Origin of the sequence: Streptomyces sp. NPDC088812, assembly GCF_044750285.1 — a bacterium.
In the GTDB taxonomy this organism is placed as follows: domain Bacteria; phylum Actinomycetota; class Actinomycetes; order Streptomycetales; family Streptomycetaceae; genus Streptomyces.
The window spans coordinates 168050-192691 of the sequence record NZ_JBIVJP010000017.1 but is presented as its reverse complement, the minus strand read 5'-3'; the positions used below and the strand labels follow the sequence as shown (position 1 = coordinate 192691).

Annotated in this window: 20 protein-coding genes and 2 pseudogenes; 15 read left to right on the top strand and 7 right to left on the bottom strand. The window is 73.0% G+C overall.

Going from position 1 to position 24642, the window contains the following annotated elements; genetic code table 11:
• Positions 1 to 230 precede the first annotated feature (230 nt).
• On the bottom strand, positions 231 to 1115 hold the full coding sequence (locus tag ACIP67_RS28100) for a LysR family transcriptional regulator (protein ID WP_389517654.1): 885 nt from the start codon (positions 1113 to 1115) through the stop codon (positions 231 to 233).
• A 130-nt stretch (positions 1116 to 1245) separates the two neighbouring features.
• Between ACIP67_RS28100 and ACIP67_RS28095 the strand changes: the two genes are divergently transcribed.
• From ACIP67_RS28095 to ACIP67_RS28075, 5 genes are all read left to right on the top strand, one after another.
• The gene (locus ACIP67_RS28095) at positions 1246 to 1917 is read left to right on the top strand and encodes a succinate dehydrogenase (RefSeq protein ID WP_401695674.1); all 672 of its coding nucleotides are present in this window, start codon (positions 1246 to 1248) and stop codon (positions 1915 to 1917) included.
• Position 1918: 1 nt separating this feature from the next.
• Complete coding sequence (locus tag ACIP67_RS28090) at positions 1919 to 3868, top strand: fumarate reductase/succinate dehydrogenase flavoprotein subunit (protein WP_401695631.1); 1950 nt, start codon at positions 1919 to 1921, stop codon at positions 3866 to 3868.
• Positions 3865 to 4611: a succinate dehydrogenase/fumarate reductase iron-sulfur subunit gene (locus ACIP67_RS28085; protein WP_385064991.1), complete on the top strand. Its 747-nt coding sequence runs from the start codon at positions 3865 to 3867 to the stop codon at positions 4609 to 4611. Before ACIP67_RS28090 ends, ACIP67_RS28085 begins: the two co-directional genes overlap by 4 nt.
• Positions 4612 to 4965: 354 nt before the next feature.
• Positions 4966 to 5739, top strand: coding sequence for a GNAT family N-acetyltransferase (locus ACIP67_RS28080; protein ID WP_401695630.1), 774 nt, complete (start codon positions 4966 to 4968; stop codon positions 5737 to 5739).
• On the top strand, positions 5739 to 6605 hold the full coding sequence (locus ACIP67_RS28075) for a lysophospholipid acyltransferase family protein (protein WP_401695629.1): 867 nt from the start codon (positions 5739 to 5741) through the stop codon (positions 6603 to 6605). Before ACIP67_RS28080 ends, ACIP67_RS28075 begins: the two co-directional genes overlap by 1 nt.
• Before the next feature lie 420 nt (positions 6606 to 7025).
• Here ACIP67_RS28075 and ACIP67_RS28070 read toward each other — a convergent pair.
• A pseudogene (locus tag ACIP67_RS28070) lies at positions 7026 to 8024 on the bottom strand (LLM class flavin-dependent oxidoreductase); the annotation flags it as partial.
• A 160-nt stretch (positions 8025 to 8184) separates the two neighbouring features.
• Here ACIP67_RS28070 and ACIP67_RS28065 point away from each other — a divergent pair.
• Positions 8185 to 8676: a hypothetical protein gene (locus ACIP67_RS28065; protein WP_401695628.1), complete on the top strand. Its 492-nt coding sequence runs from the start codon at positions 8185 to 8187 to the stop codon at positions 8674 to 8676.
• Positions 8677 to 8724: 48 nt separating this feature from the next.
• Here ACIP67_RS28065 and ACIP67_RS28060 read toward each other — a convergent pair whose 3' ends face one another.
• Positions 8725 to 8940 carry a dodecin gene (locus ACIP67_RS28060; RefSeq protein WP_401695627.1) on the bottom strand — a complete coding sequence of 72 codons (216 nt, stop codon included), beginning with the start codon at positions 8938 to 8940 and terminating at the stop codon, positions 8725 to 8727.
• A 236-nt stretch (positions 8941 to 9176) separates the two neighbouring features.
• On the opposite strand from ACIP67_RS28060, the gene ACIP67_RS28055 reads away from it, so the two are divergent.
• The 3 genes from ACIP67_RS28055 (at position 9177) to ACIP67_RS28045 (ending at position 12596) form a co-directional block, all read left to right on the top strand.
• The gene (locus tag ACIP67_RS28055) at positions 9177 to 10628 is read left to right on the top strand and encodes a sugar transferase (protein ID WP_401695626.1); all 1452 of its coding nucleotides are present in this window, start codon (positions 9177 to 9179) and stop codon (positions 10626 to 10628) included.
• Positions 10629 to 10773: 145 nt separating this feature from the next.
• Positions 10774 to 11463 (top strand): DapH/DapD/GlmU-related protein, encoded by a 690-nt coding sequence (locus ACIP67_RS28050; RefSeq protein WP_401695625.1) that lies wholly within the window; start codon positions 10774 to 10776, stop codon positions 11461 to 11463.
• Positions 11460 to 12596, top strand: a complete 1137-nt coding sequence (locus ACIP67_RS28045; protein ID WP_401695624.1) for a glycosyltransferase — start codon at positions 11460 to 11462, stop codon at positions 12594 to 12596. The genes ACIP67_RS28050 and ACIP67_RS28045 overlap by 4 nt, the downstream gene beginning before the upstream one ends.
• A 116-nt stretch (positions 12597 to 12712) precedes the next feature.
• On the opposite strand, the gene ACIP67_RS28040 is transcribed toward ACIP67_RS28045, so the two are convergent.
• Positions 12713 to 13912: a glycosyltransferase family 4 protein gene (locus ACIP67_RS28040; protein ID WP_401695623.1), complete on the bottom strand. Its 1200-nt coding sequence runs from the start codon at positions 13910 to 13912 to the stop codon at positions 12713 to 12715.
• A gap of 41 nt (positions 13913 to 13953) precedes the next feature.
• Positions 13954 to 14934: an NAD-dependent epimerase/dehydratase family protein gene (locus tag ACIP67_RS28035; RefSeq protein ID WP_401695622.1), complete on the bottom strand. Its 981-nt coding sequence runs from the start codon at positions 14932 to 14934 to the stop codon at positions 13954 to 13956.
• A gap of 257 nt (positions 14935 to 15191) precedes the next feature.
• Between ACIP67_RS28035 and ACIP67_RS28030 the strand changes: the two genes are divergently transcribed.
• The 5 genes and pseudogenes from ACIP67_RS28030 to ACIP67_RS28010 form a co-directional block, all read left to right on the top strand.
• Positions 15192 to 16715 carry a hypothetical protein gene (locus tag ACIP67_RS28030; RefSeq protein WP_401695621.1) on the top strand — a complete coding sequence of 508 codons (1524 nt, stop codon included), beginning with the start codon at positions 15192 to 15194 and terminating at the stop codon, positions 16713 to 16715.
• The gene (locus tag ACIP67_RS28025) at positions 16712 to 18271 is read left to right on the top strand and encodes a hypothetical protein (protein ID WP_401695620.1); all 1560 of its coding nucleotides are present in this window, start codon (positions 16712 to 16714) and stop codon (positions 18269 to 18271) included. The genes ACIP67_RS28030 and ACIP67_RS28025 overlap by 4 nt, the downstream gene beginning before the upstream one ends.
• Positions 18268 to 19809, top strand: coding sequence for a lipopolysaccharide biosynthesis protein (locus ACIP67_RS28020; RefSeq protein ID WP_401695619.1), 1542 nt, complete (start codon positions 18268 to 18270; stop codon positions 19807 to 19809). The genes ACIP67_RS28025 and ACIP67_RS28020 overlap by 4 nt, the downstream gene beginning before the upstream one ends.
• An 83-nt stretch (positions 19810 to 19892) precedes the next feature.
• The gene (locus ACIP67_RS28015) at positions 19893 to 21464 is read left to right on the top strand and encodes a fibronectin type III domain-containing protein (RefSeq protein WP_401695618.1); all 1572 of its coding nucleotides are present in this window, start codon (positions 19893 to 19895) and stop codon (positions 21462 to 21464) included.
• Positions 21461 to 21880 (top strand): annotated as a pseudogene (locus ACIP67_RS28010) (adenylyltransferase/cytidyltransferase family protein); the annotation flags it as partial. The gene ACIP67_RS28015 and the pseudogene ACIP67_RS28010, both read left to right, overlap by 4 nt.
• An 18-nt stretch (positions 21881 to 21898) precedes the next feature.
• Here the strand turns inward: ACIP67_RS28010 and ACIP67_RS28005 are convergent.
• Positions 21899 to 22600 carry a CDP-alcohol phosphatidyltransferase family protein gene (locus ACIP67_RS28005; protein WP_401695617.1) on the bottom strand — a complete coding sequence of 234 codons (702 nt, stop codon included), beginning with the start codon at positions 22598 to 22600 and terminating at the stop codon, positions 21899 to 21901.
• A gap of 62 nt (positions 22601 to 22662) precedes the next feature.
• On the opposite strand from ACIP67_RS28005, the gene ACIP67_RS28000 reads away from it, so the two are divergent.
• Positions 22663 to 24105 (top strand): hypothetical protein, encoded by a 1443-nt coding sequence (locus tag ACIP67_RS28000; protein ID WP_401695616.1) that lies wholly within the window; start codon positions 22663 to 22665, stop codon positions 24103 to 24105.
• 89 nt (positions 24106 to 24194) lie between these two features.
• Here ACIP67_RS28000 and ACIP67_RS27995 read toward each other — a convergent pair whose 3' ends face one another.
• The gene (locus ACIP67_RS27995; protein ID WP_401695615.1) at positions 24195 to 24587 is read right to left on the bottom strand and encodes an STAS domain-containing protein; all 393 of its coding nucleotides are present in this window, start codon (positions 24585 to 24587) and stop codon (positions 24195 to 24197) included.
• Positions 24588 to 24642: the final 55 nt, after the last annotated feature.

The following is a 24642-nucleotide window of genomic DNA, read 5'->3' as shown; positions in this document are numbered from 1 at the left end:
CGTCCGCGCATCGTGCCGGCCGTAGCGCCGCGGCGGGCGGCGCGTCCGCGCATCGTGTCGGCCGTAGCGCCGCGGCGGGCGGCACATCCGCGTGCTGGTCCGGCAGTGGCGTCGCGGCGGGCGGCGCATCCGCGTGCCGGCCCGGCCGCAGCGCCCCGGCCGGCGGCGCGCCCGCGCACCGGTGCCCGACCGGACGGCGGCGTCTCCGCCCCGCGGCGGTGCCCGGCGGCTCACCGCTCCAGCAGCATCCGCTGGAGTTCCCGGGCCGCCCGCGGCGGGGCCACATCGCTGCGGTGGGCCAGCGCGATCGTCCGGTTCAGCCCGGGACGGGCCAGCGGGGTCACGCGCAGTCCGCGCCCCGACCGGGCCGCCACCATGCGCGGGACGACCGCCACGCCCAGCCCCGCCCGCACGAAGCCCAGCACCGCGTCCATCTCCCCGCCCTCCACCGCGAAGTCCGGCTCGAAGCCCTCCGCGCGGCAGGCGGCGACGGTCAGCTCCCGCAGGTCGTAGCCGTGGCGGAACATCACCAGGCGTTCGCCCTCCAGGTCGGCCACGCGGACCGTGCGCCGGCCGTCGCCCGGCCGCGGTGCCTCCGGGGAGGAGACCACCACGAGGTCCTCGCGCAGCAGCTCCACCGTCGTCAGGGCGGGGGAGGGCGTCGGCAGGGGCAGGACGACCAGGGCGAGATCCAGGGCGCCGCGGGCCAGCCCGCGGACCAGGTCGTGCGAGCCGCCCTCCTCGATCAGCAGACGGATGCCCGGGTAGCGGTCGTGGAAGGCGCGCAGCACGTCCGGCAGCAGGCCCGTGCACAGACTCGGGGTCGCGCCGAGCCGTACGCGGCCGCCGCGCAGCTGCACCAGCTCCTGCACCTCGTACCGGGCCGTCTCCGCGTCCGCCAGGATCCGCCGGGCCAGCGGCAGCAGCGCCTCGCCCGCGTCGGTGAGGGTGATGTTGCCGCGCGCCCGCAGGAACAGATCGGCTCCCAACTCCCGCTCCAGCGCCTTGATCTGCTGCGACAGCGAGGGCTGCGCGACGTGCACGAGGTCGGCGGCGCGGGTGAAGTGCCGGGTCTCGGCCACCGCCACGAAGTACTGGAGCTGCTGGAACTGCATCCCGCCAGCATACGGCTTCGATAGGCATCGGCTATGGAAACGAGGTGGACCATGTCTTGGACCGATGGGGTCGTTCGGCCCTAGCGTCTCGGTCATGGCTCTGGCAACGCGGACGGACCGACGGCCGTCCATGGCACGCACCGTGTGGGACTCCTCCGTCGGCAAGAAGACGGTGATGGCCGTCAGCGGTCTGATCATGCTGCTGTACCTGGTCGTCCACATGATCGGCAACCTGAAGATCTTCTTCGGAGCGGGCGAGTTCAACCACTACGCGCACTGGCTGCGCACGGTCGGCGAACCGTTCATGCACTACGAGTGGACCCTGTGGCTGGTCCGCGTGGTGCTGGTCGTCGCGGTGGTCGCCCACGCCGTCTCCGCGTACCAGCTCAGCCGCCGCGACATCAAGGCGCGCCCGACCAAGTACGTCCACAAGAAGCCGCGGGCGAGCTACGCCACCCGCACCATGCGCTGGGGCGGGATCATCCTCGCCCTGTTCATCGTCTGGCACCTCCTGGACCTCACGACCGGGACCGTGCACTCCGGCGGCTTCCAGGAGGGCCGTCCGTACCAGAACGTCGTGGACACCTTCTCCACCTGGTACGGCAACGTGATCTACATCGTCGCGATGCTCGCCCTCGGCCTGCACGTCCGGCACGGCTTCTGGAGCGCAGCCCAGACCCTCGGCGCCGGCAGCCGCACCCGCGACCGTGCCCTCAAGACCGTCGCCGACGTCCTCGCGCTGGTGCTCACGGCCGGTTTCATCGCCGTCCCCGTGGCTGTCATGACCGGAGTGGTGAGCTGACATGACCTCGTACACCGACTACCTGACCGGCGAGCCCGTCGCCGACACCAAGGCCCCCTCCGGGCCGATCGGCGAACGCTGGGACAAGCGCCGCTTCGAGGCCAAGCTGGTCAACCCCGCCAACCGGCGCAAGCACACCGTCATCGTCGTCGGCACCGGCCTGGCCGGCGGCTCCGCCGGGGCCACCCTCGCCGAACAGGGCTACCACGTGGTCCAGTTCTGCTACCAGGACTCCCCGCGGCGCGCCCACTCCATCGCCGCGCAGGGCGGCATCAACGCCGCGAAGAACTACCGCAACGACGGCGACTCCGTCCACCGGCTGTTCTACGACACCGTCAAGGGCGGCGACTTCCGGGCGCGCGAGTCCAACGTGCACCGCCTCGCGCAGATCTCCGTCGAGATCATCGACCAGTGCGTGGCGCAGGGCGTGCCCTTCGCCCGCGAGTACGGCGGCCTGCTGGACACCCGCTCCTTCGGCGGAGTCCAGGTGTCCCGCACGTTCTACGCCCGCGGCCAGACGGGCCAGCAGCTGCTGCTCGGCGCCTACCAGGCGCTGTCCCGGCAGGTTGCGGCCGGGAACATCGAGCTGCACCCGCGCACCGAGATGCTCGACCTGATCGTGATCGACGGACGGGCCCGCGGCATCGTGGCGCGCGACCTGATCACCGGGAAGATCGACACGTACTACGCGGACGCGGTCGTCCTCGCCAGCGGCGGCTACGGCAACGTCTTCTACCTGTCGACGAACGCCATGAACTCCAACGCCACCGCCGTGTGGCGGGCGCACCGGCGCGGCGCCCACTTCGCCAACCCCTGCTTCACCCAGATCCACCCCACCTGCATCCCGCGCACCGGCGACCACCAGTCCAAGCTCACCCTGATGAGCGAGTCGCTGCGCAACGACGGCCGTATCTGGGTGCCGAAGGCCAAGGGCGACGACCGGCCCGCGAACAAGATCCCCGAGGACGAGCGCGACTACTACCTGGAGCGCATCTACCCGTCCTTCGGCAACCTGGTCCCGCGCGACATCGCCTCCCGCGCCGCGAAGAACGTCTGCGACGAGGGCCGCGGCGTCGGCCCCGGCGGCCAGGGCGTCTACCTGGACTTCGCCGACGCGATCCAGCGCATGGGCCGCAAGGCCGTGGAGGCCAAGTACGGCAACCTCTTCGACATGTACCACCGGATCACCGACGAGGATCCGTACCGGGTGCCGATGCGCATCTACCCGGCCGTGCACTACACGATGGGCGGCCTGTGGGTCGACTACGACCTCCAGACCACCGTGCCCGGCCTGTTCGCGATCGGCGAGGCGAACTTCTCCGACCACGGCGCCAACCGGCTCGGCGCGTCCGCGCTGATGCAGGGCCTGGCCGACGGGTACTTCGTGCTGCCGGCGACCATCAACGACTACCTCGCCCGCAACCCGCACCAGGGTGAGGTCACCGACGGGCACCCGGCCGTGCAGGAGGTGCTGGCCGAGACCCAGGACCGCCTCAACCTGCTGCTGTCCGTGGACGGCGACCGCACGCCCGACTCCTTCCACCGCGAGGTGGGCGAGCTGATGTGGGAGTTCTGCGGCATGGCCCGCACGGACGCCGGACTGCGCAAGGCACTGGAGCGCATCCCGCAGATCCGCGAGGAGTTCTGGCGGCGCATCAAGGTCCCCGGTACCGGCGAGGAGTTCAACCAGTCCCTGGAGAAGGCCAACCGCGTCGTCGACTACCTGGAGCTCGCCGAGCTGATGTGCCTCGACGCCCTGCACCGCGCCGAGTCCTGCGGCGGCCACTTCCGTGAGGAGTCGCAGACCGCGGACGGCGAGGCCGCCCGCAAGGACGACGAGTTCGCCTACGCGGCCGCCTGGGAGTTCACCGGCACCGGCGAGGCGCCCGTCCTGCACAAGGAAGACCTGGTCTTCGAGTACGTCCACCCCACTCAGCGGAGCTACGCATGAAGCTCACCCTGCGCGTCTGGCGGCAGAAGAACGCCGACGCCGACGGCGCCATGTCCACGTACGAGGTGGACGGCATCTCGCCCGACATGTCCTTCCTGGAGATGCTCGACACCCTCAACGAGGAACTCATCCTGCGCGGTGAGGATCCGGTCGCCTTCGACCACGACTGCCGCGAGGGCATCTGCGGCGCCTGCTCCCTCGTCATCAACGGCGACGCCCACGGCCCCGAGCGCACCACCACCTGCCAGCTGCACATGCGCTCCTTCCGGGACGGCGACACGATCGACGTCGAGCCGTGGCGGGCGTCGGCGTTCCCGGTGGTCAAGGACCTGGTCGTGGACCGGTCGGCCTTCGACCGGATCATCCAGGCGGGCGGCTACATCACCGCGCCGACGGGTGCCGCCCCCGAGGCGCACGCCACGCCGGTGCCCAAGCCGGACGCCGACCTCGCCTTCGAGCACGCGGAGTGCATCGGGTGCGGGGCATGCGTGGCCGCCTGCCCGAACGGCGCGGCGATGCTCTTCACCTCCGCCAAGGTGAACCACCTGAACGTCCTGCCGCAGGGCGCGCCCGAGCGGGAGACCCGGGTGCTGGACATGGTGGCGCAGATGGACGCCGAGGGCTTCGGCGGCTGCACGCTCGCCGGTGAGTGCGCGACCGCCTGCCCCAAGGGCATCCCGCTGGTCTCCATCACCGGCATGAACAAGGAATGGCTGCGGGCCACCCGCAAGGCCAAGCGCTGACAGCGACGCGGTAGAGCGCCGGCAGCGACGCGGTAGAGCGCGCCGGCAGGGCGTCGGCACGGGCGCGGAAGACGTTCGCCGGACAGGACGGTGGACGGGCGGGGCCGGGAGTGGTGCTCATCCCCGGCCCCGTCTGGCGTCCGGGTGAACGGCGCCGCGGGTTCCGGCTGACGGTCCGGGCACCGGAACATGGACGCCCGGAACGCGTCCGTGCCGTTCAGCATCCGCACATCCACTCTCCTGACACAGGTCACGTACACGCCAATCGGCATCGGAAGAACAGGGGCGGTGGGCCGGATCCCCCCGGCCCACCGGGTGCCGTCCCCATTTCCGGCCCGTGACCAGGAGAGTGCCATGACCGGGATTTCCACCCTCGACCGTCCCCCGCAGAGCACCGCGCCGGCCCGCTACACCGTCACCCTGGCCCGCGACGAAGCCGACGTACGGGCCGCGCAGCGGCTGCGGCACGACGTCTTCGCCGGCGAGATGGGCGCCCTGCTCACCTCCGCGCAGCCCGGCCTCGACGTGGACCCCTTCGACGCCTACTGCGACCACCTGCTGGTGCGCGACACCGGCACCGGACAGGTCGTCGGCACCTACCGGCTGCTGCCGCCCGAGCGTGCCGCGGTCGCCGGACGCCTGTACTCCGAGGGCGAGTTCGACCTGAGCGCACTGGACGGCATCCGGCCGGGGCTCGTCGAGGTCGGCCGCTCCTGCGTGCACCCCGACCACCGCGACGGCGCGGTCATCGGGCTGATCTGGGCCGGCATCGCCCGCTACATGGTGGACCGCGGCCACGAGTGGCTGGCCGGCTGCTGCTCCGTCCCGCTCGCCGACGGCGGCACCCTCGCGGCCGGCACCTGGGACCGGGTGCGCGACAAGCACCTGGCGCCGGAGGAGTTCCGCGTACGGCCGCTGCTGCCGTGGACGCCGCCGGCGGACGCCGCACCGCCCGCCCGCACCGAACTGCCCGCCCTCCTGCGCGGCTACCTCCGCCTCGGCGCCTGGGTGTGCGCCGAGCCCGCCCACGACCCCGACTTCGGGGTCGCCGACCTGTACGTGCTGCTGTCGATGCGCCGGGTCAACCCCCGCTACCTGCGGCACTTCCTCTCCCTCGTCCCGGCCTGATGAGCGGCTGGCTGCCCGGTGCGCCCTGCACCCCGCGGGCGTGCGTGGAGACGACGGGGTCCCCCGCCGCCGTCCCGCGGGCCGTGCCGCGGCTCGTGGCGGTGGTGCTGCTCGTCCTCACCGGCATCCTGCTGTCGGCGCTCGGCCGGGCGTTCCCCCGACTGTGGGGGAGCGTCCCGGCCGGTGCGGTACGGCGGTGGAGCCGGGCGGTCGTGCGGGCGGCGGGCGTCCGGGTCCGTACGACCGGCGCCGCCGCGCCCGACGGCGGGCTGCTGCTGGTGGCCAACCACATCTCCTGGCTGGACATCCCCCTGCTGGCCGCCGTCCGCCCGGCCCGGATGCTCGCCAAGACCGAGATCCGGCGGTGGCCGGTGGCGGGGGCGATCGCCGACCGGGCCGGTGTCCTGTTCATCGACCGCGACCGGTTGCGCGCCCTGCCCGGCACGGTCGACCGGATCGCCGGGACGCTCCGCGCCGGACGGGCCGTCGCGGTGTTCCCCGAGGGCAGCACCTGGTGCGGCCGGGCCCAGGGGCACTTCCGGCGGGCCGTGTTCCAGGCGGCGCTGGACGCTCGGGTCCCCGTCCAACCGGTGCGCATCCGGTACCGGGCGGACGGGGGCGGGGCCAGCACGGCGCCCGCCTTCGTCGGCGACGACTCCCTGCTCGCCTCGCTCTGGCGGGTGGCGACGGCGCGGGCACTGGTGGCCGAGGTGGAGGTGCTGCCGTCGATCGGGCCGGAGGCCCACCCGGACCGCAAGGGGCTCGCGGCCGCCGCCGAGGCGCAGGTGCTGGGGCCGCGCACCACGGCCACCTCACACGCCGGGCACCGAGCGGCACGGTCCGGCGCCCTCCACCGCACTGCGTGACAGGGGCCGCCGGCGCGCTGACAGGGGCCGTCGGCTCGCCCCGTGTGGTGGCCGTCGGCGCACCGCGTGGCGGCCGTCGCGGCGCGGTCAGGCGAGGGGCGCCGCCGTGTCGGCGACGGCCCTCCCCGGGCGCTCGCCCGTGTCCGCCACGGCCCCTCCCGGGAGCCCGCCTGTGTCGGTGGCGGTCCTCCTCGGGAGCCCGCTCGTGTCGGTGGCGGTCCTTCCCGGGTGCTCGCCTGTGTCCGCCACGGCTCCTCCTGGGAGCCCGCCTGTGTCGGTGGCGGTCCTCCTCGGGAGCCCGCTCGTGTCGGTGGCGGTCTTTCCCGGGTGCTCGCCTGCGTCCGACGCGGTCTTTCCCGGGTGCTCGCCCGTGTCCGCCACGGCATTCCCCGGGTGCTCGCCCGTGTCCGCCACGGCATTCCCCGGGCGCACGATCCCGGCCAGGCGCCGGTAGGAGTCCAGCAGGGCCCCGCGGTCGTGGGTGCTGGTGGTGACGAGGACCTCCTGCGCGCCGGTCTCCGCCAGGAGGGTTTCCAGCGCGTGGGCCACCTCCTCCTCGGTGCCCGCGATGTGGCCGGCCAGACCCGCTTCGAAGAGACCGCGCTGCTTCGCGGTCATGGCGCGGGCCTCGACCTCCTCGGCGGGCGCCAGCGGCGGAAAGGTGCCGTGGGTGCGTGCGTACGCCATCGACCAGGCCTCGGGGAGCAGCAGCCGGCGGGCCTCCCCGGGGGTGCCGGCCACCGCGATCGTGCCCGAGACGACGACGTACGGTTCCGCCGCCCAGGGGGAGGGCCGGAAACGGGCGCGGTAGCGGTCGATGCCGCGCCGCATCCTGTCGCGGTCGCGGAGGTCCCCGATGACCATCGGCAGGCCCGCCTCCGCCGCGATCCGGGCGCCCTCACCCATGGCCAGCACGAACGGCGGCACCGTCAGGCCCTCGGCGGGCCGGGCGTGCACGCCGGTCGGGGACGTGCCCCGGAACCAGCCCAGCAGCTCCTGAAGTTGCCCGGCGAAGTCGTCCGCGTCGTCCTTGTCGCGCCCCAGGGCCCTGCGCACGCCGTCGGTGAAGCCCACCGAGCGGCCCAAACCCATGTCGATCCGCCCCGGGAACAGGGACTCCAGGACGCCGAACTGCTCGGCCACGACCAGCGGCCGGTGGTTGGGCAGCATCACTCCGCCGGTGCCGATCCTGATGGCGCGCGTCGCGCCGGCCACCGCGGCGGCCAGGACCGTCGGCGCGGATCCGGCGACCCCGGGCACGCCGTGGTGCTCCGCCACCCAGAAACGGTGGTAGCCCAGCCGTTCCGCCTCCCGCGCCAGCCGCACGGTGTCCCGCAACGCCTCGGCGCCGGTGTGCCCCTCACGGACGCGGGAGCGGTCGAGGACGGAGAAACGGGCCGAGGCGAGCGCGGAGGTCATGAAGGGTTCAACAGCGCGCGGCCCGCGGGATTCCCGGCCGGGCCCCTGGCCGGTCTCCCGGAGGGAGGGGGAGCGGGCCGCGCCGGTTGCCGGTCGGGTCGGTCGGGCGTCGCCGGTCGGTCGGGCGTCGCCCGCGGCGGGAGATCCCTAGGGTGGGGGTGTGACCGACACCCGCAGGCGGCCGATCGCCGTGTTCGACCTGGACAACACCCTCGCCGACACCACCCATCGACAGCGCTTCCTGGAACGCAGGCCACGGCAGTGGGACGCCTTCTTCGCGGCCGCGCCGCAGGACCCGCCGATCCCCGAGGGCGTGGCGATGGCTGTGGAGAGCGCGGGGGAATGCGAGGTCGTCTACCTGACCGGGCGCCCCGAGCGCTGCCGGCGGGACACGCTGGAGTGGCTGGAGCGGCACGGGCTGCCCGCCGGGCGGGTGTACATGCGGCGCGACGACGACCGCCGGCCGGCCCGCCGCACCAAACTGGAGACACTGCGCCGGCTGGCCCGCGACCGGGAGGTGCGGGTCCTCGTGGACGACGACGACCTGGTCTGCGACGACGCCGAACAGGCCGGTTTCCGGGTGGTCCGGGCGCGCTGGACGCCGCCCTCGGTCACCCTGCGGGTGGCTCAGGAGCGGGAGGGCCGCACCTGAGCGTCGTGCGGCGCCGAGGGGACCGCCCGAGGCCCGTCACCCCCGGCTTCACTCCGACTCCTCCAGGCGGAAACCGACCTTCAGGCCCACCTGCCAGTGGGCGATCCCGCCGTCCTCGATCTGGCCGCGCACCTGGGTCACCTCGAACCAGTCCAGGTTGCGCAGGGTCTGCGAGGCGCGGGTGATGCCGTTGCGGATCGCCTGGTCGACGCCGTCCGGCGAGGTGCCGACGATCTCCGTGACCCGGTAGGTGTGGTTCGACATACGGGACTCCTCTCCGCGGCCGTGCTCGTGTCGCGCAGGTCACGCGTCACCGCGTCACTCCACCGTGCCCCACGGCACGACAGAACGCGAGGCGTCAAAGGGGATATTCCTATCTATCTGATGATATAAGGATCATGTTGCTGGGGGTGTGGCTGTCTGCGTCGAAGCTCCAACAGCCGCGCCCGCGATCCGTGATTGGGGGTTTGAAGGAGACCATGCGGCGGTTAAGAAACGCGATGTCCCGACAGGCGCCGGTCCCCGTGGCGCGCCACCCCATCCACCGCGAGGAGACGAGGGCCCGTTGGTACGCCCCCGTCGCGGTGGGTGTCGATCTCCTCGCCGCGGCCCTGCCGGTCGCGGCGGCGTTCGTGGAGGTCCACGAACTCCACCCGCTGCGCTACGCGGCCGCCGCCGCCCTGCTGTGGCCCCTCATCGGGGCGGTGAGCAAGCGGTACACCCACCAGAACTGGGGTGACGGAGGCGGCCTGAGGGCGGTGATACGGGACTGGCTCGTCCTGGTCGGCGCCCTGGCGACGCTCCGCGTGGTCTGCGGGCTGGACAGCGTTCCCGCCGAGGCGTTCACGGCGCTGATCCCCGCGCTGGTCCTGACGGGCGTCAGCCAGAAGCTGATCCACCGTCATCTGCTGGCCGCCCGCCGGGACGCCCGTGCCCTGCGCCACGTGCTGGTCGTCGGCGAGGCCTCCACCGTCGACGCCGTGGTCGAGCAGCTCGCCCAGCGCACCGACCACGAGTACGTGGTCGTGGGCGCCTGCCCGGTGGGCGACGGCGACGTCCGCTCCGGGGTGCCGGAGTGCGTCCGGCTGCCCCGCACGGCGCCCGACCTGCCCGAGGAGGACGCCACGGCCGTACTCGGGGCGGCCGACGAACTCGCGGCCGACCTGGTGTTCGTGGCGCCCGGCCCGCACCTGTCCGGTGAGCGGGTGCGCCGGCTGTCCTGGGCGCTGCACGACCAGGGCCGCTCGCTCATGGTGCTGCCCGGCATCGTCGAGGTGTCGCGCCGCCGGGTGCGGCTGACCACGGCGGCCGGCCTGACCCTGCTGCACATCGCACCACCGCTGCAGCGCGGTGCGCACACCGTGGCGAAGTCCCTCGTGGACCGGTTGGGCGCGCTGGCGCTGATCGCCCTGTTCTCGCCGCTGCTGTTCCTGCTCGCCCTCGCCGTCCGGCTCGGTTCGCCCGGTCCGATCCTGTACCGCCAGACCCGGGTCGGCCGCAACGGGGAGCCGTTCCCCATGTGGAAGTTCCGCACGATGGTGGTCGGCGCCGACCGGATGAAGAGCGGGCTGGAGGCGCAGAACGAGAACGACGGGCACATGTTCAAGATGCGCCAGGACCCGAGGGTCACCGGCGTGGGACGCGTCCTGCGCCGCTACTCGCTGGACGAGCTGCCCCAGCTGTTCAACATCCTGTTCGGTCACATGTCCCTGGTCGGTCCACGCCCCCCGCTGCCCGAGGAGGTCGCCAAGTACAACGGCGTCGAGATGCGCCGGCTCAGCATCAAGCCGGGCCTGACCGGCCTGTGGCAGGTGAGCGGGCGGTCGGACCTGTCGTGGCGCGAGACGGTCGCCCTCGACCTGCGCTACGTCGACAACTGGTCGCTGGCCGGCGACATGAACGTCATGGCCCGCACCCTGCGCGTCGTCCTGGACGGGCAGGGCGCCTACTGAGGACGGATGCGGTCCCCTTCCCGGACCGCATCCGCCATCCGGGCACGTCTGCGTCCAACACGCGGTGAACACGGCGGATCAGCCCCGGGCGACGTGAAGGATCGCGGCGACGGGGACGTCTTGGCCCTCGGGAAGGGACACCGCCATGGCACAGACCTCAGCCGCACACCCCACCGCCGCACAGCGCGCACCGGCCCCGCCCCCGGACGGGGCCGGAGCCACCGGCCACCGGTCGACGGTGACGTGGTCGCTGCGCGGCTTCACCGGCGCCGGATACGACAAGGGGCGCCCGCTGCCGGTCCAGGCCGCCTGGTTCGCCGCCCTCCACCTGCTGTTCGTCAAGTGGTGGTTCCCGGCCCGCTGGCGGCCGGCCCTGCTGCGCGCGTTCGGCGCCCGCGTCGGACAGCGGGTGCTGATCCGGCGCGGAGTGCGCGTTCACTGGCCCTGGAAGCTGGACGTCGGCGACGACGTGTGGATCGGCGAGGACGCCTGGATCCTCAACCTCGAACCGGTCACCATCGGCAGCGACTGCTGCGTCTCGCAGGGCGCGCTGCTGTGCACGGGCAGCCACCGCCGCCGTTCCGCCACGTTCGAGTTCGACAACGGCCCCATCCGGCTGGAGCCGGGCAGCTGGGTCGCGGCCCGCGCGGTCGTGCTGCGGGGCGTCACCGTCGGCCCCGGCGCCGTGGTCGGCGCCGGAGCCGTCGCCCACCGGGACCTCGCACCGGGCGCGGTCCTGACGGCGGGCGGGACGCCCGGAACGGACCCGTCCGGGTCCGGCGCGCCCGGCGGGTCCGCCGTGTCCACCCCCGGGGCGAAGGGAGCCACGGCATGAGACTGGTCCACGTGGTCACGCTCGTCAGCGACGACGGCGCGTTCGGCGGACCGACGAGCGTGGCCGTCGCCCAGCTCGAGGAGTGCGCCGCCCGCGGCCACGACGTGACGCTGGTGTCGCTGTGGCGGGGCAGGGCGCCCGCCGCACGGCGCATCGGCGCCGTCCGGTTCGTCTCCCGTCCGGCCTGGCGCTTCGTGCCCGGCCAGGGCTGCCTCGGTCTCATGCACCCCCTGCTGCTGCGGGACCTGTGGCGGGCCATGGGACGCGCCGACGCCGTCCACGTGCACGCGGGACGCGACCTCGTCTCCCTCGCCGCGCTCGCCGTCGCCCGGCTGCGGCGCACCCCCTTCGTCACCCAGACGCACGGCATGGTCGAGCCCCGCACCGGAACCGTCGCGCGGGTCTTCGACCGTCTGTACGTGCCCCTGCTGCGCCGGGCGCGGTGCTGCCTGGTGCTCACCGAGCGGGAGCGGCGGGCGCTGACCGAGGTGCTGGGCCCGGCCGGACCCGCACTGGTGTCCCTGCCCAACGGGCTGCGCCCGGGCGGTGCGGACACGGGCGCCCGGCGGCGCGACGACCACGAGGTGATCTTCCTGGCCCGCCTCCACCCGCGCAAACGCCCCGAGGCCTTCGTCGAGATGGCCGCCCTGGTCCACAAGGAGATGTCCGAGGCGCGCTTCACGCTCTACGGCGCGGACGAGGGCTCCCTGCCGGCGGTGCGGCGGCTCGTCGCGGACCGCGGGCTGACCGACGTGGTCACCTACGGCGGCGCGCTGGAGCACTCCGCGGCGCTGGAGGCCTACCGCAGGGCCGCCGTCTACGTCCTGCCGAGCGTGCGGGAGCCGTTCCCGATGACGGTCCTGGAGGCGCTGGCCGAGGGCACGCCGGTGGTGTGCACGGACAGCAGCGGCATCGCCGCCGAACTGGCGCGCCGGGACGCGGCGCTGGTCACCGACGGCAGCCCGGAGGCCCTGGCCGACGCGGTGTGCCTGCTCCTCGCCGACGAGGACCTGCGCGCACGGCTGGCCGCGGCCGGCCGGCGCGCGATCGACGAGGTCTTCTCGATCCGCGCGGTCGCGGACCGCCTCGAGGACGTCTACCGGGACCGCCCCGCCCCCGGAGCACACCGGTAGCACCCACCGCACGGACGGCCCCGCGCCGAGGAGACACCCCGGGAAGCGCGGCGCCGGCCACCGCGGGCCCGCCGTCGCAACGGCTGGCCCGCGGTGGCCGGCGGCACGCCGGGCCGTCAGCGCGCCGGGGCGCGGCCGACCGTGCGGAGGATGTCCTCGAAGCGGGAGGCGCAGTCCTCCAGGGAGAACTCCCGCTCGGCCAGGGCGCGGCTCTCCTTGCCCAGCGACTCGGCGCGCGCCGGGTCGGACAGCACCTCCTGGACCCAGGCGCAGGCGTCGTCGAGGGCGGACTCCTCCGGCGGGAAGACCGCGGACCCCGCCTGGCGGAGCAGGTGCGCGGCCAGGTTGCCGGCGGGCATCAGCCCGAGGACCGGGCGCCCCGCGCACAGGTACGACAGTGTCTTGGACGGTACGGAGAACTCACCGGCGTCCGCCGCCAGGAGGACGACGAGGAGGTCGCCGGCGCCCAGCACCTCGGGCAGCCGCTCGTAGGGCTGGAAGGGCAGCAGGGTCAGGTCCACCCCGCGCGCGGCCGCGGCCTGCCGGAGCACCGGTACCGCCGGGCCGTCGTTGACGACGACGAGCCGGACCGGTGTGCCCCGGTCCCGCAGCCGCTCGGCCAGCTGCACCAGCAGGACCGGGTGGTGCTTCAGGCCCAGCGTGCCGGAGTACAGCACCGTCCGTACCCCGTCCAGACCCTGCTCGGCCGACCAGGCGTTGGCCCGGTCCACCGGGACGATCTCGTCGAGCGGCGCCCAGTTGGGGATGACGGTGACCTTGTCCGCGGTGCCCCACCTGCGGTGGATGCGCACGAAGGACTCGGCGATCACCACGATGGCCGCCGCCCGGCGCGCCGACCACTTCTCGCCCGCCCCGAAGACCTTGGCGGCCACGCCCATCGTCTTCGCCACGTCGGCCGCGGCGAAGCTCTCCAGCGCGACGGCGGTCACGTCCTGGTGCCACAGCACCCAGGGGATGCGCAACCGCCGCAGCACGGCCGCCGCCACCACCAGCACCGGGATGGGCAGGTTGGAGAGCATCGCCACGTCGGGCTTCTCCCGCCGTACCTGCCGGGCCAGCTCCAGGCCCAGCAGGCTCTCCTGGCGGAGCCGGTGGAAGTAGGCCTCCTTCCGGAGCGCGGTGCCGTCCCCGATGGTGGCGAAGCGCAGGCCCGGGGCGTCTCCGGCGAGGTTGCCCTTGCCGGAGACGTAGGCCGTGCACGTCGAGTGGACGACGTCGTGGCCGCGGCGCGCCAGTTCCCGGCTCAGCTGCGCCTGGAACGGGTGGCCGCTGTAGTCGTGGACGAGGATCCTCATCGGCCCTCCAGGTCCTGGTGCGCGGCGTACTCGGTCGGGTCTCACTGCTGGGAGCGCTTGACCTGGTCGTAGACCCAGGCGTAGGTCTGCTCCAGGCCGTCGAGCAGGGTGACGGACGGTTCCCAGCCGTGGATCTCGCGGATCAGGGTGTTGTCCGAGTTGCGGCCGCGCACGCCCTGCGGGGCGTCGAGCCGGTGGCTGCGCTCGCAGCGGACGCCCGCGATCTGCTCGACGATGTCGACGAGCTGGTTGATGGTGACCAGCTCCGAGGAGCCGAGGTTGACCGGGACGCCGCTGTTCCCGTTCATGATCATCTGGCTGCCGTGGAGGCAGTCGTCGATGTACATGAAGGAGCGGCTCTGCCGGCCGTCGCCCCAGATCTCGATCCGGTGGTCGCCGGAGACGACCGCCTCGGCCACCTTGCGGCACACCGCGGCCGGGGCCTTCTCCCGGCCGCCGGTCCATGTCCCGTGCGGGCCGTACACGTTGTGGTAGCGGGCGACGCGGGTGACGAACCCGTAGTCCTCGGCGTAGTGGCGGCACATGCGCTCGGAGAACAGCTTCTCCCAGCCGTAGCCGTCCTCCGGCTGCGCGGGGTAGGCGTCCTCCTCCTTGAGCGCGGTGAGGTTCGGGTCGGTCTGCTTGCCGGCGGCGTACACGCAGGCGGAGGAGGAGTAGAAGTAGCGCTCCACGTCGGCCTCGTGGGCGGCCTGGAGCATGTGGGTGCTGGTCAGCACCGACATCATGCAGGCGGCCTTGTTGTTCTCGATGAAGCCCATGCCGCCCATGTCGGCGGCCAGCATGTACACCTGCCCGGCGTCCCGGACGCCGGCGCGCGCACGGTCCAGGAGCGACAGGTCGGCGACCACGTTCTCGGCGTCCTGGTGGACCTGGTACCACTCGTGCCGGGGCTTGATGTCGATGGAGCGGACGGTCAGCCCCTGGGCGAGGAGGTCGCCCACGAGATGCCCTCCGATGAATCCCCCGCCACCGGCGACGACGACGTCGACCTGCTTGCTCATAGCGCGACTCCCTGAGTGCTCCGGAGATGTGATCTGCGGTCAGCCGGTCCTCCGCCGCCGGCGGCGCCGTCCGGCGCCGGGCCCTGCGGAGACCTGCGCGACAAGCTATGCAGACTTGTCATGATTTGGGGTAAAAGGCACGCTGCTGAAAAAGAACATCACCCGATGGTCCTCTTTGGTGAGCGCTGCGCCGAAGTGAATGATTTGTGCGCGCCTTGGACGATTTGAGCGGTAAGAGCGCTATATATCTTTCGGTGATGTTTCAGCCTGAAAACTCGCTCAGCAGAGAGGTCGGGATGCAGGACGCTCGCGTCCGCAGTGCGGCTGCGGTCTCCCTCTGGGCCGTGGTGCTCACCGTCCTGCTGCCGGGGCTGATCCTCCAGTCGGACGGCGTGCGGCTGTCGGTCGCGCTCGCGCTCCAGGGCGTCGTCGTGGCGCACACCGGTGGCGCACTCGCCCGGGTGCTCACCGCGCCCACGGTGCGGCTCGTCGCCTTCGGCTTCTGGGTCTTCGCCTATATCTGGCTCGGCCTGGCGCCCCTGGCGATGCTCGCCTCCGACACCTACCCGTGGCCCTACCGGACCCGCGAGGCCAACGCCTTCGAGGCCGTCGCCGTCGTGGAACTCGGACTCCTCGCCTACAGCGCCGGAACGGCCCTCGCCGCCCGCCGCCGGCAGACCCGCGCCGGCTCCGCCCCGCCCGGCTTCCTGGAACGACTGCTCTCGCGCCGGATCGCCCCGTGGCGCCTGGTGGCGCTCTGCGGGCTGGCCCTGGCCTTCGCGGTCCTGCTGATCTCCAGCCAACCGGGCCGCCTCAGCGCGTACTTCACCAGCCGTCAGGCCATCACCGAGGCCGGTGCGACGGCCGACACCCAGGGCGCCTTCCTCCAGGTGCTGCTCAGCTGGTCGCTGTCCGTGCCCGCGTTCTGGGCGCTGCTCGGCCTGCTGCACGTACCGCGGGTGGCGCGCGGCGACCGCTGGCTGCGCGGCCTGCGCTGGCTGCTGCTGCCGGTGTTCCTGGCGCTCAACGCGGTCGTCAACAACCCCATCAGCAAGCCCAGGTTCTGGATCGGCACGGTCCTGCTGACCCTGGTCTTCACCGTGCCCCGGCTGGGCCGGCCGCGGGCCTTCCGGGCCACGGCGGCCGCGCTCATCGCCGCGCTCCTGGTCGTCTTCCCCTACAGCGACTACTTCCGCTACAGCGAACGGGAGGACGTCACCGTCGTCTCCCTCACCGACCAGTTCACCACCAACGGCGACTACGACGCCTTCCAGCAGGTGCAGACGGGGATCGACTACGCGCGGGAGAACGGTTTCTCCCCCCAGGACGCGCTCGGACCCCCGCTGTTCATGGTGCCGCGCTCCATGTGGCCGGAGAAACCCGAGGACACCGGCATCGCCCTGGCCCGGTACGCGGGCTACGAGTTCCTCAACCTGTCCGCGCCGCTGTGGATCGAGACCTACCTGTGGGCCGGCCCGTTCTCGGTGGTCGTCGTGTTCTGCCTGCTGGGCGCGGTCGGACGGCGCGCCGACGACGTACGCCACCTGTTGCGCGGCCGGCCGGGCACCCTCGCGGCGCTCCTGGTTCCGGCCTTCGCCTTCTACCAGATGGTCTTCCTGCGCGGCAGCCTGCTCGCCATCGCCGGCCCGCTGACGCTCCTGATGGCCGTCCCCCTGCTCATCAGCACCCGTACCGCCCGGGCATCCCGGTTCCCCTCACCGGCCGCGCAGCCCACACCCATCCGTCACGCATCGATCCCCGGAACAGGAGGGCACCCGTGACCGGCCCCACCCCATTCGACGACCGGTACGACGAGCCGGACCAGCTACGCGACCAACTGCGCCGCATCCTGCGCCACCGATCCCTGATCGCCCTGGGCATCTGCCTGGGAGCGGTCGGCGGACTCGCCCTCTCCGTGCAGCGCGCCCACACCTACACGGCGACCAGCGAAGTCCTCGTACGCTCCACCACCGACCCCTTCGGCACGGTCGGCGTCTCCGCCGACAACCAGGTCAGCATGAGCACCGAGCAGCGGATCGCCGCCAGCGCGACCGTCGCCCAGCGCGCGGTGCGCATCCTGGGCCGGCCCGCCGAGCAGACCACCACGTTCGGGGCCCGGGTACGGGTCACCAACCCGCAGAAGTCCCAGGTGCTCCGCTTCGAGTACACCTCCGGCGTCCCCCAGCGCGCGGCGCAGGGCGCCAACGCCTTCGCCGAGGCGTACCTCGCCGACCGCAAGAGCCGCAACGAGGCCACGGCGCACCGGGCCACCCATGCCCTGGAGCAGCAGATCGCCGTACTGAACAAGCGGCTGGCGCAGGACCAGCTGGAGCGCGCGTCGGCCAAGCCCGCCGCGCAGAACCAGCTCTACAACCTCCAGAAGCGCGTCCTGGACATCAAGTCCCGGGACACCGACGGCGGTGACGTCGTCCGCCGGGCCTCGGTCCCCACCCTGCCGGTGGGACCCGGCCTGCGGACCCTGCTCGCCCTCGGGGTGGTGTGCGGACTGCTCCTCGGCCTCGTGCTGGCCTGGGTGCGCTCCGCCCTGGACAACCGGGTCCGCTCGGTGGGGGAGGTCCAGGCCGCCCTGCGCGCGCCGGTGCTCGGCATCCTGTCCTCCGACGACGGGGGGGACGAGGCGCTGCTGACGGTCGGCCGCACCGGCAGCCCGCGCAGCGAGGCCTACCGGGCGCTGGCGTTCCGGATGCGGCAGCTCGACCGCACGGGCGGCCCCGGCCGCGTGCTCGTGGTCGCCCCCCGCACCACCGGCGACGCCGAGGAGGTCGCCGCCAACCTGGGCGCCGCCCTCGCCGAGGACGGCAGCGACGTACTGCTGGTGGACACCACCCCCGACACCAGCGACCTCGCCACGCGGCTGCCGCTGATGCCGTACGAGGCCCCCACCCTGGAAGAGGCGTTCCTGCCCGCCGGGAGCGTCCTCGTCGACACCGACGTCGCCGGCCGCTTCGCCTTCTCCTCCAACGGCGGTACCGGCCGGCGGCACCGGTCGGTCCTCGCCGATCACGAGACGTCGACCGTCGTCGTCGCGGGTCCGCTGCTCACGCAGGCCGACGCGCTGGCCGCCGCCCAGCGGGTCGACGGCGTCCTCGTGGTCGCCCACCTCGACCGCACCCGGCGCGACGACCTCCGCCAGGTGCAGGAGCTGATCGCCTGCTCCGGCGGGCGCCTCCTCGGCGCCGTCCTCGACACCGGCCGCCCGGGCCGCCGCCTGCGGGTCCTGCGCCGCCGCCCGAAGTACGGCCCCGAGACGCACGCCGACACCGCGTCCATGGAACTCCCTCAGCAGGACGGCACGTTCAGCGCTTCCCGCCGATGACCGCCCCGGAGACGACCGCCCGCCCCCGCGCCGGGGCGGCCGCCCCCAGTGGGGTGGCCGCGACCGCGCGGGGCGGCTGGTGGGGGATGGCGGGTTCCGTCGCGAACGCCGTCTTCTCGTTCCTCCTCGTCGGTCTGATCACCCGGGCCGTAGGGGCGCAGGGGGCGGGAGCGATCTTCACCGGCGTCGCCCTGTTCACCATCCTCAGCAACACCTGCAAGCTCGGTGCCGACACCGGGCTCGTGCGTTTCGTGCCGCGCGACCTGGCCGTCGACGGCGGCCGCTCGGTGGACGCGCTGCTGCGCACGGCCGTCCTGCCCGCCACGGTGGCCGCCACCGCGGCCGCCGTGCCGCTGGTGCTCTCCCCGGCGGTGGCCACCGCCCTGCTGCCCCATCTGCCGCCCGCGGACGCCGTCGCCCTGGTCCGGCTCTTCGGGCTCTTCCTGCCCGCCGCCACCGTGGGCATGATCCTGCTCGGCGCCACCCGGGGGTACGGCACGGTGGTGCCGTTCGTCGGCGTGGAGCAGATCGGCAAGCCGGTGCTGCGGGTGCTGATCGCCGTCCCCGTGGCCTGGTACACGCCCGGACTGCTCTCCCTGGCCGCGGCCTGGCTGCTGCCCACGCTGGCCGGTTCCGCGGCCGCCTGGTTCTCCCTGCGCCGCTGCCGCGCCGGCCGCCCGGCACCGCAGCCGGCCGGGGACGGGCCCGTGGACCGGCGGGCCTTCTGGGGTTTCGCCGCGCCCCGAGCGATCTCCTCCGTCTTCGACATCAGCGCCGTCTGGGTCGGCGTCATCCTGCTCTCCGCGCTGGCCACCGCCGCCGAGGCGGGGGTCTACACGGCCATCGGCCGCGTCGTCACCGCCGGCACCCTGGTCCAGCTCGCCGTGCGGCTCGCCGTGGCGCCGGAACTCAGCCGTCTGCTCGCCGTCGACCGGACCGCCGAGGCACACGACCTGCACCGGGTGTCGACCTGCTGGACCGTGCTGTTCTCCTGGCCGCTGTTCGGTGTCGTCGCCTGCTTCCCCGCGACCGTCCTGGCCGTCTTCGGACCGGAGTTCACCGACGGCGCGCTCGCCCTGGTGCTGCTGTGCGCGGCCGCCATGGTCAACATCGCCGTAGGCAACGCCCAGACCGTGCTGCTCATGGCCGGCCGGAGCTCCTGGCACCTGGCCGTCACCGCGGCGGCGTTCACGGTGCAGCTCGTCGTCGGCGTGCTGGCCGTGCCCGTCTGGGGGGTGCTCGGCGCCGCGGTGTCCTGGGGCGCGGCCATCGTCGTGGAGAACCTCACGGCGGCCGTGCTCGTGCGCTGCCGCCTCGGCTTCACGACCGTGGGCGAGGGCTACACGAGGGCGCTCGCCATCGCCTGCGCGGTCGTGACGGTCCTGGCGGCGGTCCGCCGGGCGGCAGGTGACACACCGTCAGGACTCGCCGTCGGAATTGCTTTGGGATCGTGTGTATTTGGTACTACTTTGTGGCGGTATCGGACGTCGCTCAGGGTGAGCGACCTGGGCGGAGTGCTGCGTCGCCGCGCCGCATGAGCCCGGCCCCGGCCCCCTCCTCCGGGCCCACCCCGCCGGCGTCACCCCCCTCACACCACTGCCAACCGGGGTTTCCCTTGCATTTGAGAAAACGCCGTACGAAGCCGGTCGCCAGGGTCGCTGCCACAGCGCTCGTCTGCTGCACCACCGTCCTGCTCGACGCCCCCTTCGCCGCGGCCGCCGACGGCACACCCGCCTTCTCCGCCGACCCGCTGTCCACCTGGCAGACGGACGGGATCGTCTGGTCGCTGGCCGCCGCGAACGGGGTCGTCTACGTCGGAGGATCCTTCGACACCGTCCGCCCGCCGGGAGCCGCCCCCGGCGAACGGCAGGTCGCCCGCCGCAACTTCGCCGCCTTCGACGCCGAGACCGGCAAGCTCCTGCCCTGCGCGCCCACGTTCACCGGTCACCACCACACCGTGCGCGCCCTCAAGGCCTCCCCCGACGGGCGGGTGCTCTACGTGGGCGGTTCCTTCGACCACGTCGGCTCGACCCGCGTCGCCAACGCCGTCGCCCTGGACATCACCGGCTGCACCCTGCGCAAGGACTTCCGGCCGTCGGTGTCCGCCACCGTCCGGGCCATCGAGATGACGGGCGACACCGTCTACCTGGGAGGCGACTTCAGCCGGATCGGCGGACAGCTCCGGAAGCGGGTCGCCGCCGTCACCGCCAAGGGCGCCCTGCTGCCCTTCCAGGCGGAGGTCGACCAGCCGGTGCGGGCCCTGTCGGCCGCCACCTCGCACGGCCGGCTGTTCGTCGGCGGCGACTTCGAGTCGGTCAACGGGCAGGCGGCCCGCTCGCTCGTCACGCTGAACCCCGGCAGCGGCAAGACGGTGCTCGCCTACCCGGGGTGGTTCCCGCCGCAGTCGTCGGTGAAGACGATCGCGCGCTACAAGGACCGCTTCTACGTGGGCGCGGAGGGCCACGGCCCCGGCATCTTCGACGGCCGGATCGCGGGCCGTCTCACCAACGGCAGCATGGTGTGGAAGGACACCTGCTTCGGGGCGACCCAGGCCATCCTGCCGTACAAGAACCTCCTCTACAGCGCGTCGCACGCGCACAACTGCAACGAGACGCCCGGCGGGTTCCCCGACCGCGGCGACCGGCAGCACCTGCTGGTCCAGTCCCTCGAGGACCGCAGGATCCTGCACTGGTTCCCCGACACCAACGACGGGATCGGGGAGCACGTGGGCCCCCGTGCCCTGGCGGTCTCGAAGGGCGTGCTGTGGGCGGGAGGTGAGTTCACCCGGGTCAACGACGTGCCGCAGCAGGGCCTGACCCGCTTCGGGAGCCGGGACACCGGGGCGCCGGAGGTGCCCGTCCTGGCGGTGTCCGACACCGACCCCGGCAGCGTCACCCTCACCTGGCGCGCCACCTGGGACCGGGACGACGCCTCCCTGACGTACCGCGTCTACCGCGACGGCAAGGCCGTGGCGACGAAGACGCAGGAGTCCACCTACTGGAAGCTGCCGAAGATGACCCACACCGACGCGGTGGCGGCCGGCAGCCACCAGTACACGCTCGAGGTGACGGACGGGACGAACACCTCGGCCAAGTCGAACGCCGTGACCGTGACGGTGCCCGCGAAGACCGTGCCCGCGCAGACCGCGCCGGCGAAGGCGGCCAAGAAGCAAGTGGAGGGTGAACCCAAGTGACACGCATCGGATTCGCGCCCGGTGTCTACGACCTGTTCCACATCGGGCACCTCAACATCCTGCGCGAGGCGCGCCGGCACTGCGACCGGCTGGTGGCCGGCGTCACCTCCGACGACCTGACCGCGCAGCTGAAGGGCCGGGTGCCGGTCGTCCCGCTCGCCGAGCGCCTGGAGATCGTCCGCAGTGTGCGCTACGTCGACGAGGTCGCCGTGGAGTCGGAGGTCGACAAGCTGAAGACGTGGAAGCGGATCGGCTTCCACGTCATCTTCAAGGGGGACGACTGGCGGGGCACCCCCAAGTGGGAGGAGTTCGAACGGCGCTTCGCGCAGGTGGGCGTCGAGGTCGTGTACTTCCCCTACACCATGCACACCTCCAGCACCCTGCTGCGCGGCGCCCTGGAACTGCTCTCCACCCGCCAGTCGCCGGAGATCCCCTCAGCGCAGCTCGCGGAACCACTTCACGAGGAAGGCGCCCATGAACACAACGTGGGCCAGCAGCAGAGCGCAGTACACCGTGAGGAAGGCGTGCTGGCTCCCCAGGAATAGGAAGGCGACGCAGGTCACGCCGTAGTCGACGGGCAGGAGGAGCACGGACCGCAGCGCAGGGGCCGACCCGGCCGGAGCCGCACCCGGTGCCCGCCCCTTCAGCTTCTCCGTCAGGATCCCGGCGAAGAAGATCACCACGGCGGCGAGCTGGAAGACCATCGGCGCGAGCAGCAGCAGCGGGCTCGGCAGGGTGAAGAACCGGTAGAGCGACACCAGCACCACCAGATGGAGGGCGACGATCTTGACGCAGTCCAGGACGTGGTCGAGCCACTCGCCCGACGGGCTGCCCGAGCGCTGACCGCGCGCCAGCTGACCGTCCGCCGAGTCCAGCGCGAACCCCACGGCCAAGGTCGTGCCGACGCAGACCGCCATCCCCGGCCCGGGCGGCAGCAGCGCCACCGCCGCCAGGGCCGGGAAGGTGAACAGGGAGCTCAGGACGGTCAGCTGATTGGGCGTCGCCCCCACGCGGTAGGCCACCGCGGCCAGGAACCGGCCGGCCGGGCGGTTGATGAACAGGGTGTAGAGCGAGACCCCTTTCGCAGGCTTCTGTGCCGCCGACAGATACCTGAGAGTCTCGGCAAACTCGGTCATACCCCTCCTTCGGTAAGAAAAAGGTTGGAAAGAAGGCAATTATGGCAGAACGGGAAGCCGGGATGTCTCGTGTCAGCCGTCGTCAACTTCTGCGTGGCGGGGTGTCGGTGCTCACCGCGACGGCCCTGACCGCGCACAACGCGTCTGCGGCCGTCGGACCGGAACGCGTTCCCGAAGTGCCCCCGGACCCCGCGGCCCCCGGGCGGGGCCGCTCCGCCGCCCGGCTGCCGCTCGTGATCAACGTGGCCGACCTCGGCGCCGTGGGCAACGGGCGGACCGACGACACCACGGCGTTCGAGATCGCCTACGCGCTCGCCGCCTCCCGGGTCACCCGCGGGGTCGGGCGCACGGTGATCGAGATCCCGGCCGGCGAGTTCCTCATCACCCGTCCGCACGCGCTGCTCAACGGCGTAGCCCCGCTGCGCGCGGCCAACGGCCTGCGCTTCAGCGGGGCGGGCAAACGCATGACCACCCTCGTCTTCCGCCCGGCCCGCGGCCCGGGCTCCTTCCTCTGCCGCAACGAGGACGTCTGGTCGAACCTGTCCTTCGAGCGCATGCAGTTCCGCTCGGCCACACCGGGCGCCTCCTTCTTCGGCTCGTACTCGACCGGCCAGGCGCAGGACTACCGGTTCTCGGAGTGCGAGTGGATGGGCGAGTGGGAGTTCGGGCTCGCCCTGGACGGCACGGACACCAACTCGGAGATGCGCTGGGAGGCGTGCCGCGTAGGCGGCAGCTACCGCAAGGCGTTCCTCTACTCGGGCCTGTCCCGACGCCGGCAGGCCGACCCCAACGACCAGGACCAGTTCCTCAACTACTGGTTCACCGACATGAAGGTCGAGTACGAGTGGGGCAACTTCCTGGAGTTCCCCTACGGCGGCTCCATCACCTGCCGGGGCGGCTCGTACATCATCACCGGCACCCGGCCCCGGCCGACCGAGGAGTACGGCATCACCAGCACCTTCTTCCGCTTCCCCGTCGCCCAGCACCACGATTCGGTGCAGCGGTTCCACGCCCAGGACATCCGGTTCGAGGTGCGCGACCCGAACGTGCGGGTCATCGACTGCGCGTGGAAGAGCGGCACGGTCCACTTCAGCGACTGCGACGACACCGGCCTGGCCTTCAAGGACTTCTCCGCCGAGGTGGTCCCGCACCGCTACGCGGTGGGCCCGCGCGGCCCGCTGATCCGCTACGACTCCTGCCAGCTGGTGGGCCGCCACGGATACCGGACGGAGGCCGCCCCGGACGACATCCCGGCCGTCGTCCGCTACGACATGTGCCTGCTGCGCAGTCACACGGCCGGCGACTTCGTGGTCACCGAGGGCGGCGCACGCGCCGGCTTCGTCAGCCTCGTCGACTGCCTGGACGGATCCGGCGACGACCGCGCGCCCGCGCCGGCCCCGCCCGCCGCCCCGGCCCCGGCTTCCCCCGCGAGTCCGGGGCCGCCGGCGGGCGTGACCCCGCGCCCCGCACAGACGCCCGTGCCCGGTCCGGTCCCGTCCGGCTGAGAGGCGCCGAGGGCAGGCCGGGCGGGCCGGGCGGGCCGGGCGGGCCGGGCGGGCCGGGCGGGCCGGGGCAGGCCACCCGGCCCGCCCGGTCAGTCCCTCCCGGAGGGCACGACGTCCGCCTCCGGCACGCGGACGAGGGGCCCGGGCAGGTGGGGCAGGACCTCGAAGACGTCGGCCAGGCGCGCCAACCGCAGAACGCGCAACAGACGGTCGCTGTCCACGACCAGGCGCAGACGGCCGTGTCCGGCCAGGATCCGGTTCCTCACCCGGCACAGCACGCTCAGCCCGCTGCAGTCGATGAAGGACACCGGACGAAGGTCCAGCACGAGGTCGGGGCGCGGGCGCGAGGCCAGGGCGTCGAGGCGCGCGGAGAGCGGCGACGCCGTGAGGAGATCGATCTCGCCGCGCAGTTCCACCACGGTCGTGCCGCCGACGACACGTTCCGTGGGGTGGTGCGCGGACCCGTCGTGGTTCTCGGACATGCTCCGAGCACACGCCCGACGTGCCCCCGTGCGCTAGGGCCGGTCGGCCCTGTTC

What these genes read in the sequence shown, in the direction of transcription:
- ACIP67_RS28045 (WP_401695624.1), top strand. Translation starts at nt 11,460, where the DNA reads ATGAGACTGGTCCACGTGGTCACGCTCGTCAGCGACGACGGCGCGTTC.
- ACIP67_RS28080 (WP_401695630.1), top strand. Translation starts at nt 4,966, where the DNA reads ATGACCGGGATTTCCACCCTCGACCGTCCCCCGCAGAGCACCGCGCCG.
- ACIP67_RS28100 (WP_389517654.1), bottom strand. Translation starts at nt 1,115, where the DNA reads ATGCAGTTCCAGCAGCTCCAGTACTTCGTGGCGGTGGCCGAGACCCGG.
- ACIP67_RS28085 (WP_385064991.1), top strand. Translation starts at nt 3,865, where the DNA reads ATGAAGCTCACCCTGCGCGTCTGGCGGCAGAAGAACGCCGACGCCGAC.
- ACIP67_RS27995 (WP_401695615.1), bottom strand. Translation starts at nt 24,587, where the DNA reads ATGTCCGAGAACCACGACGGGTCCGCGCACCACCCCACGGAACGTGTC.
- ACIP67_RS28060 (WP_401695627.1), bottom strand. Translation starts at nt 8,940, where the DNA reads ATGTCGAACCACACCTACCGGGTCACGGAGATCGTCGGCACCTCGCCG.
- ACIP67_RS28035 (WP_401695622.1), bottom strand. Translation starts at nt 14,934, where the DNA reads ATGAGCAAGCAGGTCGACGTCGTCGTCGCCGGTGGCGGGGGATTCATC.
- ACIP67_RS28000 (WP_401695616.1), top strand. Translation starts at nt 22,663, where the DNA reads ATGTCTCGTGTCAGCCGTCGTCAACTTCTGCGTGGCGGGGTGTCGGTG.
- ACIP67_RS28095 (WP_401695674.1), top strand. Translation starts at nt 1,246, where the DNA reads ATGGCACGCACCGTGTGGGACTCCTCCGTCGGCAAGAAGACGGTGATG.
- ACIP67_RS28040 (WP_401695623.1), bottom strand. Translation starts at nt 13,912, where the DNA reads ATGAGGATCCTCGTCCACGACTACAGCGGCCACCCGTTCCAGGCGCAG.
- ACIP67_RS28050 (WP_401695625.1), top strand. Translation starts at nt 10,774, where the DNA reads ATGGCACAGACCTCAGCCGCACACCCCACCGCCGCACAGCGCGCACCG.
- ACIP67_RS28055 (WP_401695626.1), top strand. Translation starts at nt 9,177, where the DNA reads ATGTCCCGACAGGCGCCGGTCCCCGTGGCGCGCCACCCCATCCACCGC.
- ACIP67_RS28005 (WP_401695617.1), bottom strand. Translation starts at nt 22,600, where the DNA reads ATGACCGAGTTTGCCGAGACTCTCAGGTATCTGTCGGCGGCACAGAAG.
- ACIP67_RS28090 (WP_401695631.1), top strand. Translation starts at nt 1,919, where the DNA reads ATGACCTCGTACACCGACTACCTGACCGGCGAGCCCGTCGCCGACACC.
- ACIP67_RS28075 (WP_401695629.1), top strand. Translation starts at nt 5,739, where the DNA reads ATGAGCGGCTGGCTGCCCGGTGCGCCCTGCACCCCGCGGGCGTGCGTG.
- ACIP67_RS28030 (WP_401695621.1), top strand. Translation starts at nt 15,192, where the DNA reads ATGTTTCAGCCTGAAAACTCGCTCAGCAGAGAGGTCGGGATGCAGGAC.
- ACIP67_RS28020 (WP_401695619.1), top strand. Translation starts at nt 18,268, where the DNA reads ATGACCGCCCCGGAGACGACCGCCCGCCCCCGCGCCGGGGCGGCCGCC.